The organism is Parasphaerochaeta coccoides DSM 17374, from assembly GCF_000208385.1.
In the GTDB taxonomy this organism is placed as follows: Bacteria; Spirochaetota; Spirochaetia; order Sphaerochaetales; family Sphaerochaetaceae; genus Parasphaerochaeta; species Parasphaerochaeta coccoides.
Genome location: NC_015436.1, coordinates 1,603,744 through 1,622,187, shown reverse-complemented (window position 1 = coordinate 1,622,187; position 18,444 = coordinate 1,603,744). Strand labels below are relative to the sequence as shown.

The 18,444-nt window shown below is 48.9% G+C and carries 15 protein-coding genes and 1 pseudogene; 11 read left to right on the top strand and 5 right to left on the bottom strand.

What is annotated here, in order from left to right; all coding sequences use genetic code 11:
* Nucleotides 1–42: 42 nt before the first annotated feature.
* Nucleotides 43–1,314: an ABC transporter substrate-binding protein gene (locus SPICO_RS07065; RefSeq protein WP_013739982.1), complete on the bottom strand. Its 1,272-nt coding sequence runs from the start codon at nucleotides 1,312–1,314 to the stop codon at nucleotides 43–45.
* A gap of 82 nt (nucleotides 1,315–1,396) precedes the next feature.
* Here SPICO_RS07065 and SPICO_RS07060 point away from each other — a divergent pair, with 82 nt between their 5' ends.
* Nucleotides 1,397–2,329 (top strand): sensor histidine kinase, encoded by a 933-nt coding sequence (locus SPICO_RS07060; protein ID WP_052295851.1) that lies wholly within the window; start codon nucleotides 1,397–1,399, stop codon nucleotides 2,327–2,329.
* The gene (locus tag SPICO_RS07055; RefSeq protein ID WP_013739980.1) at nucleotides 2,322–3,932 is read left to right on the top strand and encodes a response regulator transcription factor; all 1,611 of its coding nucleotides are present in this window, start codon (nucleotides 2,322–2,324) and stop codon (nucleotides 3,930–3,932) included. Before SPICO_RS07060 ends, SPICO_RS07055 begins: the two co-directional genes overlap by 8 nt.
* Before the next feature lie 105 nt (nucleotides 3,933–4,037).
* On the opposite strand, the gene SPICO_RS07050 is transcribed toward SPICO_RS07055, so the two are convergent.
* Nucleotides 4,038–5,207 (bottom strand): trans-sulfuration enzyme family protein, encoded by a 1,170-nt coding sequence (locus tag SPICO_RS07050; RefSeq protein WP_013739979.1) that lies wholly within the window; start codon nucleotides 5,205–5,207, stop codon nucleotides 4,038–4,040.
* A 47-nt stretch (nucleotides 5,208–5,254) separates the two neighbouring features.
* Complete coding sequence (locus SPICO_RS10580; RefSeq protein WP_215904604.1) at nucleotides 5,255–5,443, bottom strand: MetQ/NlpA family ABC transporter substrate-binding protein; 189 nt, start codon at nucleotides 5,441–5,443, stop codon at nucleotides 5,255–5,257.
* 192 nt (nucleotides 5,444–5,635) lie between these two features.
* Between SPICO_RS10580 and SPICO_RS07045 the strand changes: the two genes are divergently transcribed.
* Nucleotides 5,636–6,802 carry a tyrosine-protein phosphatase gene (locus SPICO_RS07045; RefSeq protein ID WP_013739978.1) on the top strand — a complete coding sequence of 389 codons (1,167 nt, stop codon included), beginning with the start codon at nucleotides 5,636–5,638 and terminating at the stop codon, nucleotides 6,800–6,802.
* Nucleotides 6,803–6,889: 87 nt separating this feature from the next.
* On the opposite strand, the gene mgtA is transcribed toward SPICO_RS07045, so the two are convergent.
* On the bottom strand, nucleotides 6,890–9,535 hold the full coding sequence (gene mgtA, locus SPICO_RS07040) for a magnesium-translocating P-type ATPase (RefSeq protein ID WP_013739977.1): 2,646 nt from the start codon (nucleotides 9,533–9,535) through the stop codon (nucleotides 6,890–6,892).
* Between the two features lie 565 nt (nucleotides 9,536–10,100).
* On the opposite strand from mgtA, the gene trpS reads away from it, so the two are divergent.
* The 5 genes and pseudogenes from trpS (at nucleotide 10,101) to SPICO_RS07015 (ending at nucleotide 14,226) form a co-directional block, all read left to right on the top strand.
* Nucleotides 10,101–11,093, top strand: a complete 993-nt coding sequence (gene trpS / locus SPICO_RS07035; protein ID WP_013739976.1) for a tryptophan--tRNA ligase — start codon at nucleotides 10,101–10,103, stop codon at nucleotides 11,091–11,093.
* Nucleotides 11,094–11,167: 74 nt separating this feature from the next.
* Nucleotides 11,168–11,356, top strand: a pseudogene (locus tag SPICO_RS07030) (hypothetical protein); the annotation flags it as partial.
* 139 nt (nucleotides 11,357–11,495) lie between these two features.
* The gene (locus tag SPICO_RS07025) at nucleotides 11,496–11,858 is read left to right on the top strand and encodes a DUF4180 domain-containing protein (RefSeq protein WP_013739974.1); all 363 of its coding nucleotides are present in this window, start codon (nucleotides 11,496–11,498) and stop codon (nucleotides 11,856–11,858) included.
* An 84-nt stretch (nucleotides 11,859–11,942) separates the two neighbouring features.
* Nucleotides 11,943–13,298 carry a hypothetical protein gene (locus SPICO_RS07020; RefSeq protein WP_013739973.1) on the top strand — a complete coding sequence of 452 codons (1,356 nt, stop codon included), beginning with the start codon at nucleotides 11,943–11,945 and terminating at the stop codon, nucleotides 13,296–13,298.
* A gap of 166 nt (nucleotides 13,299–13,464) precedes the next feature.
* Nucleotides 13,465–14,226, top strand: a complete 762-nt coding sequence (locus SPICO_RS07015; RefSeq protein WP_013739972.1) for a sugar isomerase domain-containing protein — start codon at nucleotides 13,465–13,467, stop codon at nucleotides 14,224–14,226.
* Here SPICO_RS07015 and SPICO_RS07010 read toward each other — a convergent pair.
* On the bottom strand, nucleotides 14,221–15,000 hold the full coding sequence (locus tag SPICO_RS07010) for a helix-turn-helix transcriptional regulator (RefSeq protein ID WP_013739971.1): 780 nt from the start codon (nucleotides 14,998–15,000) through the stop codon (nucleotides 14,221–14,223). The genes SPICO_RS07015 and SPICO_RS07010 overlap by 6 nt on opposite strands.
* 184 nt (nucleotides 15,001–15,184) lie before the next feature.
* On the opposite strand from SPICO_RS07010, the gene SPICO_RS07005 reads away from it, so the two are divergent.
* The 3 genes from SPICO_RS07005 to SPICO_RS06995 all read left to right on the top strand — a co-directional run bounded on the left by SPICO_RS07005 (nucleotide 15,185) and on the right by SPICO_RS06995 (nucleotide 18,444).
* On the top strand, nucleotides 15,185–16,138 hold the full coding sequence (locus SPICO_RS07005) for a uroporphyrinogen decarboxylase family protein (protein ID WP_013739970.1): 954 nt from the start codon (nucleotides 15,185–15,187) through the stop codon (nucleotides 16,136–16,138).
* Nucleotides 16,135–17,487, top strand: a complete 1,353-nt coding sequence (locus SPICO_RS07000) for an ABC transporter substrate-binding protein (protein ID WP_013739969.1) — start codon at nucleotides 16,135–16,137, stop codon at nucleotides 17,485–17,487. Before SPICO_RS07005 ends, SPICO_RS07000 begins: the two co-directional genes overlap by 4 nt.
* 66 nt (nucleotides 17,488–17,553) lie before the next feature.
* Nucleotides 17,554–18,444 (top strand): carbohydrate ABC transporter permease, encoded by an 891-nt coding sequence (locus SPICO_RS06995; RefSeq protein WP_013739968.1) that lies wholly within the window; start codon nucleotides 17,554–17,556, stop codon nucleotides 18,442–18,444.

The following is an 18,444-nucleotide window of genomic DNA, read 5'->3' as shown; positions in this document are numbered from 1 at the left end:
TGACCCGGTATGCCGGGTCATCGGTAGGAAATAAATGGAAGGTTATCTGAGTATTTCTTTGTTGCGGGCGCTCATCGTGGACAGACCTTCATTGATGGATACTTCTCCCAACATGATCATGGAGTGTTCTTCTCCAAGCATAGCATTGATTTCGGCAACCTTGTCCACTCCCGGACGGTCAAAGCTGATGTTCGTCACTTGCAGGGCATGGAGAGCGCCTTCCGGCATACCGTTCAGGCTTGCTATGGATGAGAGTGTCTTTTCATTGTTCCGTCCAGGGAAAGCTCCGGCCTTGGCGTACTCGGAAGCTCCTTCCTCTCCGGTCATGAAGCTGATGAATTTCCACGCGGCATCCTTCTTGGAGCTGGCTTGGTTCATGCTTACGGGAGTCGCGGAACCGACCGTATAGCCCTGCGGGACATCTTCGGCATGAGGAAGGGTGACGATACCCCAGCGCACGGAAGATTCGCCAATCTTCACTTTATCAATGGCCGTGGTGATGAACCATGTACCCATGGGCATCATGGCTACGCGTCCGGTAAGGAAAGCGCTGGAATAGTGGATGTTGCTTGTCTTGAGCGTGGCATAGTCCATGAGGGTCTTGTCTTCATTCTGCATTCTCAACGCCATCTCGTAATAAGGCTTGAAGAATGAATAGTCGCTGTCCATGATGGTGTGTTTCCCATCCTGCACTCCCCAGTTCTGGACACATGCCTGCCAGGTATGGAGAAGCGCACCGTACACTTTCGTGGCACCGCTGCCGCTGGTCAGACGCTTTGCAAGCTGTTCAAATTCAGTCCATGTCCAATCGTTGCCGGGATACGCAATGCCGGCAGCGTCGAAGATGTCTTTGTTGTAGTACATCACATACCAGTCGGAACGCACCGGAAGACCGACGACCGCTCCATTCGGCATGGTGAAGTTCTTGGTCAGACCGTTGAAACCTTCAATGTCAAAAGAATCCGCGGCGATGTATGGTCTCATGTCAGCGAGCTGCCCTTTGTCGAACAGGCTCTTGGTAGTGTCGGCATCCTTGATGAAGAAGGCATCAAGATCAGAACCTCCGTTCAGCATGATTGAGAGCTTCTGGGTATATTCCGTGCTGGGAATGTCCATGAGCTCGACCTTGATGTCCGGATTCTTTGCTTCAAAAGCGGCTACCGCGTTGCTTACTGAGGGATTGGAACTCAAATCCCAGGTGGACACCTTTATTGTGGTTCTGCTTGATGATGTCTGACTTTCCTTGGCTCCACCGGCCATCAGGATTCCCGCCGTACAGACGATGGCCAGCACAATCATTGTGATTTTCTTCATATCTGCTCCTTTTGCTCCACAAGGGAGTCATTGATGATTCTCAGACCGTTTCCCGGAACCGACAATGTAGAATTATGATGTGATGATTCCCCAGGATACCATGGGAAGGCAGGCGAACAGTTTTGTCATTTCCCTTGTCTTCATTGTGGTTCTGGTTCTTGCCGTGACTTTCGGTTTGATCGTTGTCCTGTCGCATTCCATCACCCGTCCGGTGAACAGAATCATCGCCCACATCCGGCGAATGCCTGATTCCGGTTTTTCCTATGATGCCAGCATCGAGACGAGCAAGGACGAATTTGCGGGAATAGGGAAGACTCTCAATGAGATGAGTACTCGGATACAGGAACTGCTTGAGATTACAGGGCAGATGTATGAGCAGAAGCAGCGGCAGGAAATAGCCTTGCTCCAAAGTCAGGTCAATCCGCATTTTCTGTACAATACGCTTGAGTCGATACGCTGGATGGCGAAGGTTCAGAAGAACAAGGGCATAGAGGAAATGACACGCAGCCTCTCGAACCTGCTCAAGCAACTCTCCAAGGGAACTGATGAACGTATTTTCCTTGCAAACGAGCTGGAACTGGTCAGGGATTACGTAGCCATACAGCAGATACGTTATGTCGGGACTTTTGATTTCATCGTTGATATGCCTGGGAATGTCGCTCATGCCATGATACTCAAGTTTTCCCTCCAGCCGATTGTCGAGAACGCCATCTACCATGGTATTGAACCGTCCGGAGAATTTGGGACAATCACGGTGACGTGCCGCCATGAGGGGGATGTACTGGAAATCATTGTTGAGGACGATGGGGTAGGCATGGAGGAGACTTTGGTGGATTCCTTGCAGAAGAAATTGAAAAGAAATTCTGTCAGCCAGTTCTCAGGAATAGGCATGTCCAATGTCCATGAGCGGCTCCGTCTCACATACGGGGAAGAATATGGCCTGGCGGTCACAAGCCGTCCCGGACAGGGAACCCGCGTTACAATTACCGTGCCATGGGAGGATGGGGATGTATAAAGTCGTGCTGGTTGATGATGAGGCGATTATCCTTTCCGGCATAAGGTTCCTTATGGACTGGCAATCCCATGACTGTCAAGTCATAGGCACCGCGCGCAACGGCAAGGCCGCCCTTGATATGATACGCAAGGAAGTGCCGGACATTGTCCTGTGTGATATCAGCATGCCCATCATGGATGGGATAGAGTTGCTCAGGACAGTCACTGTCGAACTTCCGCAGGTGGTCTTCATCATGCTCACGTGTCTTGAGGAGTTCCGTTATGTGCAGAAATCACTGCATCACAATGCTTTCGATTATCTGTTGAAGACGGAAATGGATGCGGCGGCTCTTGCCATGTGCATCGAACGTGCCAAACCTGAATGTGAGGCGCGGAGGAAGCTTCTCCGCATGGACGCCGCTGACCTGCATTCCCTGGACGAACAGGGTCATGTACAGGACATCCTTGTCAGGTTGACCTTGCCGGAGCCTCTTGAGTCCAGATACCGTACCTTGCTTGCGGAAAAAGGTATGCTCCGCAATCATGCTTTCATATGTGTCCAGTTGCAGTATCCGGATATTTCTCCGGAAACTGGTTTTTCCGCCGCGGATTATCAGCGTATGTATGATTACCAGGGAGAAATCACCCGCAAGGTCATCGGGAATTCATTTTCTCATTTCATGCCGATATGTGGCGTGAGACCTTTTTATCATTCCTTCCAGTTCCTGGTATGGGATGTTCCTCTTTCGTCTTTTTCTTCGAGAGTGGCAGCCTGTACAGTGAAGCTGAAAAATGCAAGCACCAAAATCACCGGAATAACAACCCATGTCCTGGCGACAGGCGTCCAGGACAGCCCTGATGGGCTTGAGGATGCGCGGGATGAATTGCGCAGGCTTGATAAGCTTTTCTTCATCAGGGAGACTGATCTTTCACAAAAGGACTGCAAGGAGGACGTGGTATACAGTCGGCAGCCTCTTTACTCCTTGACGGAACGGATTGCAGCAGCCCTGGATGCCAAGAACTCCAGCGACGTGAGGCTGTATCTATCCAAGGCAAGGGAGCGGATTGCCACCGAGACATACCAAAGGCATCAGGTCGCGTGGCTTTGTGAGGAAATAGCCTCTCATGCCATGGTGAGCCTGAAGACTGAGTATTCCTCCGCGCTTGTCTATCCTTTCCACCAAGATGTATTGCCGTACCTCGGCACTCGTTCCGCTTTTCTCAGGTGGCTCCAGGTATTTGAAGAAGATGCTGTCTGTTATCTCTCGCATTACGGCACTGTCCAGGATTCTGTCATAGAACGGGCAAAGCAATATGTCCACAGCCATATACATTCGCGCATCATGCTGGACGAGGTAGCCTCCACCATTGGGGTTTCCGCTGGTTACTTGTCCTCCGTTTTCTCCCGGCAGTGTGAAATGAGTTTCATTGAATATGTGAACACTGCAAAGACTGATGAGGCCATCCGCATGATGAAAGGCGGAGAAAACCGTATCAATGAAATATTCGCGGCACTTGGTTTTGAGAACTCCTATTATTTCTCAAAAGTCTTCAAACGCCATGTCGGAATGAGTCCTTCTGTATATATTTCCCGGATACAGCAGGAACAGGAGAAAACTGAATGACTATGGCACATGAACTCGGCCGGACGTTCAGTGCATCCGGTGCATGCCATGAATGTCCGCCATGAATCTCGGAGCCGGTAGAAATTTTCTGCATCTTTGTGGCTCTCAGTCCAGAGCCTGTTTAAGGTCGGCTATTATGTCCTGCGCTCGTTCCAGTCCGACGGACAACCGCATCAGGCGGTCGGTGACCCCTGTCCGCTCCCTCATGTCGGGGGGAATGGCTTGGTGAGTCTGAACCATGGGATAGGTGAGGAGGGTTTCCACGCCTCCCAGACTTTCGGCGAACAGGATCAGCCGTATGTTCTTCAAAAGAGATGCCACATCGGCGGAGTCTTTGAGGGAGAAGGAAACCATTCCCCCGAAGCCTTTGCTTTGGCGGAGGGAAAGCTCATGATGGGGATGGTCGGGCAGGCCGACATAGTAGACTGATTCGACTTTGGGATGAGTTTGCAACCACATGGCTACGACCAAGGCGTTCTCGCTCTGTCTGTCCATGCGGACGGCCAAAGTTTTGAGTCCCCGGAGAATCAGCCATGACTCAAAGGGGCTGAGCGTGCCACCCTCGCTCATCTGGAGAAAACGGAGTTTTTCCGCGATTGTCTCGTCATCATGAACAATGAAACCTGAAAGCGTGTCATTGTGTCCGGAAATGTACTTTGTCCCGCTATGGACAACAAAGTCCGCCCCCAGTTCCAGGGGATTTTGATAATAAGGGGAAAGAAAAGTATTGTCCACAATGAGGTATCCTTCCTGCCCGTGCTTCTGTCCGTGGGAATGGATGATATCCGCCGTCGCGCGGATGTCAGTGACTTTCATCATGGGGTTTGAGGGAGTCTCAATGAAGACAGCTTTCGTTCCGGGTCGCAGGGCATTCTTTGTTGCTTCAAGGTCGTCGGTGTCCACCCAGGAGAAGTGCAGTCCGTATGGTTCGTAGATATCATGGAAAAGGCGATATGTACCACCGTACAGATCTATCGAGACAATGATATGGTCGCCCGGCGCGAACAGCTTGATGAGCGCGGATATTGCGCTCATGCCGGAAGCGAACGCAAGTCCGTAACGTCCTTTCTCAAGACGGGCAATGGTGTTTTCCAGCTCTAGTCTCGTGGGGTTCAGGGAGCGGGAATAGTCAAAGCCTGTCGATTGAAAAAGTTCAGGATGGCGGAAGGTTGAACTCAGGTAAATGGGAGTGCTTATCGCTCCGGTACGGGAATCGTAGGGAGTGACACCGTGGACAATGATGGTTTCCTGGGAACAGTTGTAATCCTCACTCATTGCATGCCTCTCTTGTCTCTCATTAAGGCGTATACTCCAGGACAAAGTCAACATAAAGAGCCGCTATGAGCGAGGAAGGCTATGCGCTGGAAGGCATTGAGGTCGAGTTCCGTGTCCGCCAACGCCTGGTTGGACTGGGTGTGGCCGGAAAACTTTACCAACTCCAAAGTGATTCCTTCCTTGGCGAGAGCCGCAATGACGGGAACCCGCTGGTCATCTTGCCTCCTGAGTGTCATTGAGCGCCAGATTGTCCGGCGATAAGTCATCCAGTACCACGTTGGCCAAAACGTTGGCTAAAAAGAAAAGAAATTGTCTCATGGGTGTGGTTGCGGTATAGTGTTCTGTGCAAGGAAACCACGTAGTATGTGATGAATGCCCGGAAGGATGCTATCTGTCACGGATGACTGGTTATCCGAGGAGAAAAGGAAATGAAAAAGTTTGTGTTGAAATGTGTGCCGCGCATGTTCCTGGGGCTCATGCTAGTCCTGATGTTGTCCTGTCGGACAACAAGTGTGCAGAGGCAGGAACCAGTCCTGGAAGTTCCTGTTTCCGTACAAACGTCTGCGCAGGACGTCGTACAGCAGGAAGCTGTTCTGGTCGCTGTACAGGGGGCTGTACAGGACATCGACAAATACGGAAACATCACAGCTGATATTGCTGAATCCGCAATGACTGAAGCCGGATACGCTCTGGGGGATATCCTGGCTGTCAGCGTGGGAGACAGAAGTTTCACGGCTCCGTATGTCTCCACATACAGTGATGTTGACCGAGGTCAGCAGTTGGTAAGGATAAGCAATGGAAACGTTGCGCTTGCTATAAGTTATGGAAATTTTGCGGAGAGAACAGGGGCTGTCATTGGCTCTCCCGTCTCCATCAACCTTGCTGAAAAGAAAGGCTATCTCAGGGAATATGAAGTCCGTCATCTGGAAAAATCCGAAGAACGCGCTGCTTATGCAAGCGATGAGATATTCGCGAACTTCCGTTATGTCAAAGCAGGAAAGATTCCTCCCGGACGCCTGTATCGGAGCGCGAACCCTGTGCTGAATGACGCACGGGCGCCTTATGCGGCCAAACTTGCCGAGCTGGCAGGAGTCAAGACTGTGATTAACCTGGCGGACAGTGAAGCGAGCATGGCTCCTAATCTGCCTGCGGCTCCCTATTATGAAAAACTGGTCGGACAGGGTTCTGTCATCCCCCTGAGCATGGACGTTGATTTCTTTTCAGCGGATTTCACCGCCAAGCTGAAAACAGGACTCCTGTTCATGGCAGCTCATGAAGGGCCATATCTCATTCATTGCAATGAAGGAAAAGACAGGGCGGGAATGGTTGTCGCCTTGCTTGAGGCTTTGATGGATGCGACCGTCAATGAAATAGTGGAAGATTACATGATTACCTATGGGAACTATTTCTTTGTACAGAAGGGGGAGGAAAGATATGACAGGATAGCGGGCATCATCACCGATCTGTTCGTTGAGATGAATGCAGGAAACCCTGTCACGGACGCGAATATCCGTCATGTTGCTGAAAGCTATCTGCTGAATACAGTAGGGTTGACCGAAGTTCAGATAGGACAACTGAAAGCACGGTTATTCTGAAACCTATCCTGAAACCTTTTCCAAGGTGGAAAGTGCCGGTCGGCTTCAATAAAGCCGACCGATTCTATTTTATCGGTGCTACCTCTTTTACAACCAGTCTCCGTACCGTTTGGCGTAGAATCTCTTGGTCATCTGGGCACAGAGGAAATAACCAGCCAGGATGAGGGCGAGCCATGGGAGGAAGGATGCCGGAAGGGGCATCATGTCGATACCGATGGCAAAACCACTGAACCCGACCACGAACGCCACGATAGCAACCAAAACAGTAGAGATGAGTAGTGGACGTGACGGCCTACTCTGAAAGAACGGTACTTTCGCCGTGCGAATCATATGGATGACCAGGACTTGCGACACCGTTCCGAACACGAACCAGCCGGACTGGAACAGAGGAGCAAGCGCAAGCTTGTTTGCGCCGATAATCCACCACATGATGGCAAAGCACAGGATGTCGAATATAGAACTCAGCGGCCCCATATATGCCATGAATGACTTGATTGATTTTGTTTCCCATTTGCGGGGTTTCCTGACATACTCATCATCAACGCTGTCAAAGGGCATGCCCATTTGAGCGAAATCACAGAGAAGGTTCTGTGTCAGAAGCTGCACGGGAAGCATTGGCAGGAAAGGCAGGAAGATGCTGGCCGTCATGACGGAAATCATGTTACCGAAATTTCCGCTTGCCGCCATCTTGATGTATTTCACGATGTTCCCGAAGGTTCGTCGGCCCTCAATGACACCTTTCTCAAGTACCATCAAGTCTTTTTCCAGCAAGATGATGTCCGCCGTTTCTTTGGCTATGTCCACGGCACTGTCCACTGAAATGCCTACGTCTGCCTGGCGCAGGGCTGGAGCATCGTTGATGCCATCGCCCATGTAGCCCACCGTGTGACCGGCGGCCTGGAATGCACTGACGACACGTTCCTTTTGTGCGGGGGACAGCTTTGCGAACAGGTCGCACGTCCTTACGGCTTTAATCAGTTCAGCGTCGTCCATCTTTTCCACATCCCTGCCTGTGAGAAGGATGGATGTGTCTACTCCAACTTTTCCGCAGACTTTCGCGGCGACTCCTTCACTGTCCCCGGTGAGTACAACGGTTCTCACTCCGTGGTTCTTCAAGGTGAGGATTGCGGCTTTCGCGCTTTCCTTGGGAGGATCGAGGAATCCTACGAAGCCAATGAGTACCATGTCCTTCTCATCGGCAACGTTGAAGGCGCCGCTTTCAGGAACCTCGTTCTTCTGTGCTATGGCAATCATCCGCAGACCTGCTGCATTGTATTTCTCATACACCGCCATGGCCGAACGCCGGGTCGTCTCATCCATGGGAAGCACCTGCCCGCTGATTTCCACGAAGGATGAAATGCCTATCATTTCTTCCACGGCACCCTTGGTGATCAACTGCCTCTTGCCGGTTTTGTCAGCCAGAACCACGCTCATTCTCCGACGACTGAAATCAAAAGGAATTTCATCTTCCCGGCTGTAATTCTCCGTTATGCTCTCATCTCCGTTCTGGACAGCCCTGTTAATGATGGCCAGGTCAATGAGGTTTTTCAAACCTGTCTGGAAGAAACTGTTGAGGTAGGCATGGCGCAGGATACGTGCGTCATCCTCTCCACGGAGGTTCATGTATTTCTCCAGTACTATCCTGTCTTCTGTCAATGTCCCCGTCTTGTCGGTACAGAGTACATCCATCTCGCCAAAGCTTTGGATTGAGCCGAGTGTGCGGACGATTACCTTGTGCCTGGACATGGAGACAGCACCCTTGGCCAGGGTCGAAGTCATGATGACCGGAAGCATATGCGGGGTGAGTCCCACGGCAATGCTGATGGAGAAAAGCAGAGCCTGAGGCCATTCTCCTTTGGCAAAGCCGTTGATTAGAAAAACGATGGGCAACATGACCAGCATCATGCGGACAAGAAGTCCGCTGACCGCTCCGACACCTCGTTCAAAGCTGGTCTTGGCTCTGTCGCCGGAAAGCGTTTCCGCCATTGCGCCGAAATACGTATCGTTGCCCGTTGCCAGAACCAGGGCGGTGGCGCTTCCGCTGACTATGTTGGAACCCATGAAACCGATGTTCTTTACATCGGTCAAGGCGTCCGTCCGCTCATTTTTCATATCGGAGAACTTCTCGACAGGATTCGATTCTCCGGTCAGGGCGGACTGGGCGACAAAGGTGTCCTTCACCGTCAGGAACCGCACATCGGCGGGAAGCATGTCACCTGCCGAAAGATGGATTATGTCTCCGGGCACGACATCTTCCTGGAGAATCTCAACAAGCTTTCCGTCACGCCATGCGTGGATTTTATTGGAAATCATGTGGGACAGTTTCTCGGCGGCGGCGTTGGAACGCTGGCTTTGGAGGAATGCGACCAAGCTGGAGAGGACAATCAAGGCAAGGATGATGATGATTGTCACGTAATCCGGTCGTGAGGCTGCTACGACATCAGTGAAATATGTCACGGAGGCAATGAACAGCAGAATGATGTTGAAAGGATTGACCACGGCTTCCCGCATCCGGTGGAGAGGAGTGTTCTTGAGTCCGGCTGTGATGATGTTCTTCCCGAATTCGTCCTGTCTGTCTTCCGCTTCGCCGCCAGTGAGTCCGGTCGGTGATGATGAGACGGCGGCAAAAAGTTCGTCCTGTTCCATGAACGCAAAGGCTCTGAGCTTTGTCTCGCTGTCATGTTTGTTTTTCCGAATGCGGTTGGCTTGGTTTTTCCCGGTGATGAACTTCATGTCTTTTCTCCTTTCCGGCAGGAGTCCCCCCAAGGGAACACAACAAAGAATAGCTCCATGCAACGTGCTTCGTATGAGTGGGAAGCAGGAACTGAACAATAAATCTCTTTTCTCTTACAACAGATTACCTGTCAGGCAACAGGTCGTTCATTAATTAACAAGAGAGAAGCGGACAACACAAGCATGGCAAAGCCGTAGTTCCGATGATTGAAGGGGCAATCCGGAACCCTGATGTTTTTCCGTATACCCAGAATATTTTATTTTATGTCCGAGGGTCAACATGCCTCGGCTGAAATTCTGGACGCTGAAATTCTAGACGCTGAAATTCTGGATGTGAAGTAGTGCGGGAGCGATGGATAGGAGGATGAGCCACTACAGGAATTACAATGCCCTGAATCATTGATCTTCCTGACTGTCAAATCCTTGCCTCATTGCAATCAATAGGGCAGTGTGTTTTAATGTGACAGTGCAAGGCGCGGCGGCGTCCCATCGTGCGGATTCTAAGAATGAACCCGTACAGGAAACGGACAATGGCCGGAAATGGCGTCGGAGGACAAATTCAATCATGAAGACAATGTTAAGCGGCATCAAACCGAGCGGACAGTTGCATCTGGGCAGTTATATCGGAGCCATCAAGCAGTTCGTCACCTATCAGGAAGACTATCACATGTTCGTTTTCATCGCGAACCTGCACTGCATCACGCTCCCGATAACCCCTGCCGAACTTACGGACAATCTGCGTGACTGCCTGGCTTTCTACCTTGCCTGCGGCCTTGACCCTGAACGTTCCACCATCTTTCTTCAGACAGATGTCAAGGAACATGCCCAGCTTGGTTTCATCCTCAGTTGCCAGACGTATCTTGGGGAGCTGAACCGCATGACCCAGTACAAGGACAAGGCGCAGGGAAAGAACAGAAATGATGTACTGACCGCTGGTTTCTATACATACCCAACGTTGATGGCGGCGGACATCCTGCTGTACAACGCGGACTACGTACCTGTCGGAGACGACCAGAAACAGCATGTCGAACTCACCCGTGACATTGCCGAGAGGGTGAACAAACGGTTCGGGCAGATATTCTCCGTTCCTGAACCTGTCATCACCAAGGTCGGTGCGCGCATCATGGCGCTGGACAATCCCGCAAAGAAGATGAGCAAGTCGGAACATAACACGAAAGGGACGATTTTCCTGAAAGATGAGCCAGCAGCCATCCGTAAGAAGGTCATGTCCGCAGTGACCGACATGGTAAACAAGGTCTCTTATGACCCAGTGAACCAGCCGGGCATATCAAATCTGCTGACTATCTATGCAGCTCTTGAAGGTATCACGCCGCAGGAAGCCGAAGCAAAATTTTCCAGCCTGCAATATGGTGCTTTCAAGTCCGCCGTCGCGGACAGGATCATAGAAGAATTTGCTCCCATCCAAGCACGGTATCGGGAAATTGTCGGTTCTGGTGACCTGGACAGGATTCTTGCCAAGGGAGCGGAGAAGGCGCGTCCGATAGCCGCCGGTACATTGAAGACTATCCAGAAAGCCATTGGTCTTGACATTTTCTAAGTGGAAGAGATACATACAACGCGAGTAGATGTGAAACTTATAGTGGGCATGCTACATGCCTCAAACGGGGGAACACTATGACGAAAGAACATGTATTGGATTTGATTAAAGCGGCCGGAAAACCTGTTGGGCCGTCAGACATCGCCAAATCATCCGGTTTGGACAAGGATGAGATTGCCAAAGCCTTTGACGCATTGAAAAAGGACGGTGCTATCTATTCTCCGGTCAGGTGCAAGTACGCTCCGGCAGAAGAACAGTCTTGACCATTCCTGCGCATTCCGGGAAAAAATCTTAATTCTTTCATTTTTATTTACCATCAAGCCGATGGTATGCATGATATATTCCATATAACCATGTCAAATAATCGTGTCCGTGCGTTGTGCTGGACGGAAAGGAAAAAGCATGCAGTATGAGAAGATACAGGAAGCTGGCATTGACATTGTAATCGGGAATGCCACAGGAATAGAAATTTCCGATGCCCAAGCCGCGCTCGACATGATGGCTACGGTCAACTATGAAATGCAATGCAACAGGATGATACTATCCAAGGACGCTTTCTCTGACAGCTTCTTTGACCTCCGCACCGGAGTCGCAGGAGAAATCCTGCAAAAATTCACCAATTATCGCTTCTTAATCGCTATTGTCGGCGACTTTTCCGTATATGGTAGCGCAAGCCTGCATGCATTCATCCGTGAATCAAACAGAAGTGGAAGCATCTTCTTTGCCCGGACACAGGCGGAAGCCATCGATTTTCTGACACGTTAGTTATGGATGACAGCCATTGCTCCGCATGATAAAATTAATGACGTATCAGCATATATAACAATACGGCAGGGGGAGGGGCAAGACATGGAAGTGAAAAAAAAGCGCCACTGGTGGAAATGGTTGCTTGCAGTCTTTTTTTTGATTGTGATTCTTGCCGTGGCAGGAATCCTGATTGCGGAACGAGCCATAGAACGGTATGTCATGGATACGTACTCCCTGTCCTCGGATGCAAAACTGCTCTCTGGTCGATTAATCCTTGATGGCAATTCAGTGAGCCGCGAGCTGTTCAATGGAGAGGTACATGTCCGTGGTCTGGAGATACATGTGTCTGTGATGAAGATTATTCCTTTCCTCATGAACCGCAGCAGCACCCATGACCTTCCTGTGGAGATTATCGTTTCTGATTTGTGGAACACTGACATAGATCATGAAGAAATGGTCATTCAGAATCTGCGCATGGCATATGTCTTCGATACATCCTTTGTGACGCTGACGTCTGGAGACGAAACCAGTATCCTGATGGATTTGCTATCATCATCCGTGTCGGCAGGTTCCGTTGCGTACCGCATGAACGGGGATACTCCCATGGAGGTGAAGCTTGAAGACGTGCAAGGTGATTTCAACCTATCCGAACACAAGATTACCACATCCTTCTCCAAGGGATATATAGTAAGTGATAGTAATTATCAAGGGATGGATCATGGCGAAGTCTCCATGGGGAACCTGTCTGTCGAGATTGATATACCTGAAGAATATACATCCATAGGACATTATCTTGCCAACGCGGATTCCAGTGGAAAACTTTTTTTCAAAGACTATTCTCTCATCATTGAAAATCTTATGACTCGTGTGATTTCGGACGATGTGGATTTCACGCTTTCTCTCGGCGGATGCTCATTCGGTTTCCAGACTCGGCAGGGAACAGTGAGCTTCTTGCCCCTGGATACAATGGATATAGGAGAAGGCGGAGTTGGACGCTATACCGTAACTCTGTCATCCTTGCAGATGCAAAGCCCTCAGTTCGATGATATCTTCGGGGAATTGCAACAGACTTTTCCGCCTGTCCTCCAAGCGATAACAGGTATCTTGGTTGAGGACATTAAGGCCATGTTTACCTCCATACAAGAACTTGATGTCGCCTGGGATGCCACGGTATCTGGATTTCCTCTAATTGATTCGGAATCATTCAGTTTTGATATAAACAAGTTCTCGACTGCGCCGTTAAGTTTTTCAGGAGCATTGAAGATGGAGGATTACGGTGACGATGTCTGGTTGAAGATAGACGTTGAACAGCTCAAGCCTTCAATCCGGATGCTCCTGGAGTTTGCAGTGCCCATGATGGATGGTGGAGCTTCTCTCCCGAATACAGAACGGTTCAGCGTTGACATGAGAGTGCTTCATGGCGGCGAGCCAGTAGTTTCCATCTCGCCTCTGCCCTGAATGGAATGGGGAAGGAGGCTGGCATCTAGTGGATTCGTCTCACCTCCTTCTTGTCCATGCAATCCGACAGATGTATTTTAACTGAAAAAATGGGAAATTAATTTTAACAAATTTTTATTGTAATTTACAATAAAATGCTCTATTTTACAATAAATGGAGCACGTCGATGACTACAGAATTGCTGAAGAATGATATATGCGCTTTGTTGGATTTGATTGCTCGTGAGGAGAAAGCGCGGATTGCCACGGCGGCGGCAAAAATATTCAATATCGTCTCTGCTGACGGTATTGTACACGTTTTGGGCGTTGGTGCTCATTCGATGCTTGCAGCGGAGGAAGTGCTGTGGCGAGCGGGAGGATTGGCAGCCTGGAATCCCATCATCGATCCTGGGACAAGCCTTGTGAACGGAGCGAAGAAAACCATTTGTTTCGAACGTCTTCCCGGATACGGGATAGGTGTGCTGGATGCATACGGTGTTGGATTACGCGGGACGGATGAGGCAATGGTGTTGATAAATGCATACGGAGTCAATACGATGTCTCTCGAAGTGGCATATGAATGCCGCAAAAGAGGTGTGTTCACCATAGGCGTGACATCCATGGCATATGCGCTTTCAGTTCCTGCGGATGCTCCTATACGGCACGTGCTTGGAAAGAATCTCTATCAGGAGACAGATATTTTCATTGACAGCCATGTGCCAGAGGGGGATGCGCTCCTCACAATCGGGAACGTTGGACAAAAGGTAGGATCTGTTTCGACAATGTGTAACTGTTTCATCATGAATGCATTAGTCTGCGCAGTTGTGGAAGAATTTGATAAACGGGGAATGGAACCTCCGATTTTTGCCAGTGCGAATACTGCGGAAGGCATGGCGGGAAATGAACGTTGGGAAAAGAAATATGCCCCTTTGGTTCGGCATCTGCTATGATGTCCGTTGTTTTACTTCTCTTAGATAATGATATATAGTAAAACGAGATAATCCTAACTTGCCAGCAACAATCTCTATTGCTCCCTTAAGCTCGAATATTCCTGAAAGATAGAGTTTTTCAATCATGTCTTTCTTGATGTTTGAAGAACTGATGTTTGTATTTGCTGTCATCTGTGCCAGCGTTTCATCAATCAGCAGAGGAATAGTTTCTTTTGAGTCGCCTGAGTTTGCAGCCTTGGTTGGCGTCGGCTTGTTGTCGGTCGGGGAAATGGAGAGAATAGGGAAGGGAGGGAATGTTCCTCCATTGTTTGCGATGCGCGTTCCGGATGATGGTGAGAAGCGGTTGATCCACGAAATCATTGGCGCTGACAGGTTCACGTTGATGCAAAAAATGGCGATAGGTTCCTTCTCTGCATTGCGCAAGAGAGTAGAAATTGACTTGATTATTTTCCCATTCTTTGTCCGGGTGTAATAACTGTCAATGACATCCTCGTTCGAGATAGTCTCGTTTGAGAATACTTCCATGTCCTGTGTAATCAAAGGTCCGTTTTTTTTTCGTTCCGTTACATGTCCGTTGATGATTGAGTGGATGACAATTTCCCTGCGCTGGGGATTCCACACATGAACGACGACTTCGCAATCAGAACCAAGGAGTTCGTCCAAGCTGTGCATGAACGCCTTTGTACTATCAATCAACGCCCAGTCGGTTTGCGAAAGGGTATACTTAAGTACTCCATCGAAGCTGCTTCCCGGAATTGTCGATTTTTTCTCCATTTTTCATCCGACTCCCTATATTTTTACAGCATAATTGTGGCATCTCATAAAGTCAATAATTATAAAATAATTAAAATAAAATTGTATATATGAAAATAAATATAAAAATATTACAAAAAATTGTAAAAAACGATTGACGCCAAACACGTGTCATGCAAAAATATTTTCAGCAAAGGGGGATTGCATGAATCCGCGGATGCGTTTTGACCAGTTCCTGAAAGGAGAGCCATATACTGAAGGTATGCCGGCCGCGTTTTTTCAGCATTTTCCTGTTGATGCCAGGCATGGTGATATTGCATTTGATGTCCAGATGGCATACTGGAAACAGACGGGCATGGACATGATGAAGATCATGTTTGATGATATCTACCCCAAGCTCCCTGATGTGCGGAGCTGTTCTGATTGGAATGATATCCCGGTATTCCCGATGTCTCATCCAGTCTTCACACAGCAAGCTGAACTGGCAGGACGGTTGGTCGATGCCGTTGGCAAAGAAACATACGTTTTCCAGACTATTTTTTCTCCATTCGTTTCTGCGGGATGTTCGATTAGCCCCATACCCGTCTGGGATAAGGATGTGACAGCTCACTTCAATGATGACCCGAAGTCAGTCATCAAAGGATTGACACGAATTGTCACTGTACTTTTGGAATTTGCCCAAATGATGGTACGGACAGGAATCGATGGGTTCTATGTTTCGTTGCAAGGTGGTGAACAATGGCGGTTTCCACTGGATTTCTTCAGGGAATATTTCCGTCCGGTTGAACTGGCTTTTCTGCAAGGACTCAAAGATACGGGGAAGATAGTATTTCTGCATATCTGTGGAACTGATATCAGACTGGATGAATATTTGGAGTATCCTGGAGACGTTGTAAATTACTCCATCCGCGGGAACTCCATGTCTCCGGCGGAAGCGGTGAATAGTTTTAAGTGTCCTATCATGGGTGGTATGCCGAATAAAGGTCTTTTCGGGAACAGCACGAGGAAAGAAATAGAACAAATTGTTTCCCATACGCTTTATGAAAATCCGGGCATCACCATGCTCGGCGCGGATTGTACCGTTCCCGCTGATATCAGCTGGGAAGAATTGAAATGGGCAGTGGATGTTGCTCATGGATATGAAAGGAGGAAGAAATGAACAGAAGGAGAATTGCACTATCGGTATGCATGTTCCTGCTTGCAGGAACCCTATGCATGTTCGCTTCCGGTTCAAAGGAAAAGGTATCAAAGGAACCAGGAACATACCCCGCAGGCAAGTTGGCAATATGGACCTATGGCATGCCGGAATATATGAGGATATATTTTCAGGATTACATAGATCGTGCCGATACTCCTGTAAAGGACGTGACTGTCGAGATGGTCAATTATAAAGGGGAGGCAGATGTTCGACAGCAGGTTCTCATGGATCTTGCGGCAGGTACTTTGAACGGATTGCCTACTGCAATTTCTACATTCCCTGTAAGTATGCAGGTCATGGCAGATGCTGGAGTGTTGTTGGACTTAACAGACAAGCTTGCTCCATATAAGGATTTTTTCATTGAAGGAGCATTCGACCAAGCTACCTACAAAGGGCGGATTTACGGCATTCCGTATACCTTGCAACCTAAAATGCTTTTTTACAATGCTGATATTTTCGACCAGTATGGAATTGATCCTGGACGCATGGCCACCATGGAAGGATATATCAATGTCGGGCGTGAGTTGAATGAAAAAAGCAACGGGAAAGTCAAATTATCCTATGTAGATCCCGGTTCGTATACATGGCGCTATTGGTTCCGTAGAGGACTTATGCCACAGGCGCAGGCAAAGATATGGGATGAGAACGGTAACGTCGTTTTCGACAAAGATCCTGGGACACGTCTTGCTATGACAACTTTTTCACGTATGCTTGAAGAAGGTCTGTTGCTCAACGCCGCAATGTTCTCTCCTCCGTTATATGAAGCTACCAGACGTGGGGAAATAGCGACCTTCTATGTTGAATCTTTCTGGGATTCGTACTTGCGCAATAATTTGGCGGATATGAGCGGTTCATGGAGAAGTTTGCCAGCACCAGTATTCGAGGATATCGGGACAGCCGGGGCACAGGTCATTGCAATGTATTGTGTGATAGACAAGCCGGGTAATGCATATGCCGATTTATTCGTAGACATTCTGTTGGACTTTAACCTGAATACGAAAGCACGCAATGAGTGGTCGGATCGAATGATTGCCCTGTCTTATCCCACGGAACATCCTATTGTCACGAACATGCTTGCGGATCCGTATTGGTCCGAACCGTCTGCATACTATGGTGGTGAGAGTTATAAGAAGCAGGTTACCGCATCTTTCCTGAACCCTTCTGAGAACTTGACCGTGACCGAGAATGATGCAGAGGCAGATGTCATCATTTCTTCTGAATTAGAAAAATACGTTGCGGGAGCGCAGGATATTGAGACGACCATCAAATCCATCGGTCAACAATTACGTATGCGATTGAACCTGAAATAGCCGCGGGCAAACTGGCTGTCATAGGAATATTTTCTATGATGGCCTGTCTTCATCATTGGAGGGAACATGGCTGTCAAGAGATTTACTAACAAGAAGAATGAAAGAATCCATGCCTATGTGTTCATTGCTCCCTTTTTCATACTATTCATGGTTTTCCAGCTTTATCCGCTTATCTGGTCTTTCGTACTCAGTTTTTTTTCTTGGAATGGACTGGGAACCAGGACATTCATCGGTATAGGAAACTATCGTCAGATTCTCAGGGATGGCATGTTCTGGACTTCCCTGTACAATACAGTATGGTACACGTTTGCCAACATTATTTGTGTACTTCCGTTGGCTTTTATACTTGCGCAAGGACTCTGCTCCAATGCAGTATGGGCTCCCAAATCCGTCAAGACGTTACTTGTTTTGCCGTATGTCACGGCTACGGTCGCCGCGGGCATCGCGTTCACAATGCTTTTCGATACTCGGATAGGGGTGATAAATGCTTTCATCCAATTTTTTGGTGGAAATGCCGTACCGTGGCTGACGAGCATGCAATGGTCAAAGGTTCCAGTTGCCTTGCTTTCAATCTGGAGAAATATTCCTTGGTACATGCTCATATTAGTAGCAGCGTTGCTGTCGGTGGATCGTCAGTTGTATGAAGCTGCCCGCATCGATGGCGCAAACACCATGCAGAAGATATTCAAGATTACCTTGCCTATGATTGCCCCCGTCATGTTCTTCTGCGTCATCAACCTGACCATAGATTCAGCGCGGACTTTCACGGAACCATATGTACTTACAGGTGGAGGACCTGGGTCATCCAGCTTATCTGTCGTACACTATCTCTATATAAACGCATTTTCCATGTTCAAGCTCGGATATGCTTCGACTGTCGGGTATGTGCTGATGTTTTTCCTTGTGGTTGTTTCCGTCGTCTATTTCAGGAATCTGAAAAACAGAAGTGGGGCGTGA